2 protein-coding genes are annotated in these 1,576 nt (G+C 66.3%); both read right to left on the reverse strand.

Features of this window, described 5'->3' with window-relative positions; translation table 11 throughout:
* The coding region (locus G3N99_RS39430) for a hypothetical protein (RefSeq protein ID WP_206125103.1) at positions 1-210 on the reverse strand (210 nt) is incomplete at its 3' end.
* A gap of 137 nt (positions 211-347) precedes the next feature.
* Positions 348-1,576, reverse strand: a 1,229-nt coding sequence (locus tag G3N99_RS39435) for an FUSC family protein (protein ID WP_206125104.1), incomplete at its 5' end; no start/stop codon positions are given.

A 1,576-nucleotide genomic window follows, 5' to 3' on the forward strand; every position in this document is an offset into this window, starting at 1 on the left:
CCTGCCGAAGTAGATGTTGCAGAAGCTGACCGGGCCGACACACGCGTTCGGGTCTTCCTGCTTCGATTGCGAACGGTCGACGCGGCCTGCGGTCGCGACGGCTTCAGCGCGGTTCGCCTGTTGCGGTGCGACGGCTGCCGGTGCCGGCTGTGCGTGAGCAACAGCAGCGGTGAGCGACAGGGCAACGAGGGCGAGGTGCAGCGGCTTCATTTTGGTTTCTCCTGGGTGAGTGCCAGTCTCGCTGGCAGTGAGGAAACTATAGGCTCGCACTGCTTAAAGATTAATCACCGCGGCTGTAGAGCTTATTTCCATCCGGAACAAGGATCCCGTTGCGCGCGCACCGATCGTCAATGGCGGTGCCGGTTGAACGGCGCATCCTTGTCCAGCAGCGCGCTGCGCATGAAGTGCAGGCAGCCGACGATCCGCTGCATGCGGTGCCGCTCGTTGGGCACGGCGTACCACGCCTGCAGCGTGTGCTGCGCCGCGCGGATCGCGAGATTCACCGATTTCAGCGTGCGCGCATGGTGGCCGGGCGTCGGATCGTCGAAGAAGCGCGGCAGCTCGTGCAGCACCGCATCGATCGAACCGGTCCAGCGCAGCGTTTGCGGCGGCTTCGATGCGCAGAACGCGTTCAGTTCGTCGCGCAGGTCGATCACCGCATGACCGACCTCGAGCGTCGACAGCATCCAGCGCATCGCATCGCGATGCTGTCGCGTGCGCCGCACCAGCAGCGTGCGCAGTTGCGCCATCAGGTCGTGCGTACTCGACTGGAAGCGCTGCGCGAGGCCGTCCGGTGCGCCTTCGCACGCGAGCGTGACCTGGCGGCGCAGATCGTGTGCGATGCGACCCGTGAGCCACGGCATGTGGGTAGGGAACACGACCGCGAACACGAGCGAGCACGCGAGCATCGCGACGACGATCGCCAGCCCGTTGTTGATCAGCACCTCGGGCGTGTAGGCGATCACGTTGTCGGGCCCCGCGAGCAGGCAGAAAAACACCGCGAAGCCGATCCCGTATCCGGACAAGCCCGGCCGCATCGCGAGAAACGCGCCGAGGCCGAGCACCGGCGCGAGCGTGGCGCACAGCAGCGGGAAGCCGTCGATGTTCGGATACACGTAGCACAGGAACAGGTAGCCGACCGCGGTCGCGAATGCGGCGCCGACGCTCATCTGCGCGACGAACTTCGGCGCGCGCGGCGACGTCGAGCTGAGCGCGCACGCGATCGCGGTGGCGATTACGGCGAGCGGGCCGCTCGGCCATTCGGAGGCAAGCCAGAACGCGCTCATCGCGCCGACCGCGACGATCGTGCGCAGGAACGCGAACCCGACGAAGAACGAATTGGTCTTCACCGCGTAATGCGTGACCGAGCGCTCGAATGCGTGATCGTCCTGGTCGAGCGACGCATAGGTGTCGGCGTAGCCGAGATATTCGCCGATGAAGCGGTACAGCAGCTCGATGGCGGTATCGAAGTCGAGCAGGCCGCCGGCCGCATGCTCCTCGATGTCTCGTCGCGACGCACGCGCGGCTTTCGGCAGCGCGCTGTGGAAGCGGCGCAGTTCGAGCAGCGCGCCGGTGG

Origin of the sequence: Burkholderia sp. Ac-20392 (assembly GCF_017104585.1) — a bacterium.
GTDB lineage: Bacteria > Pseudomonadota > Gammaproteobacteria > Burkholderiales > Burkholderiaceae > Burkholderia > Burkholderia lata.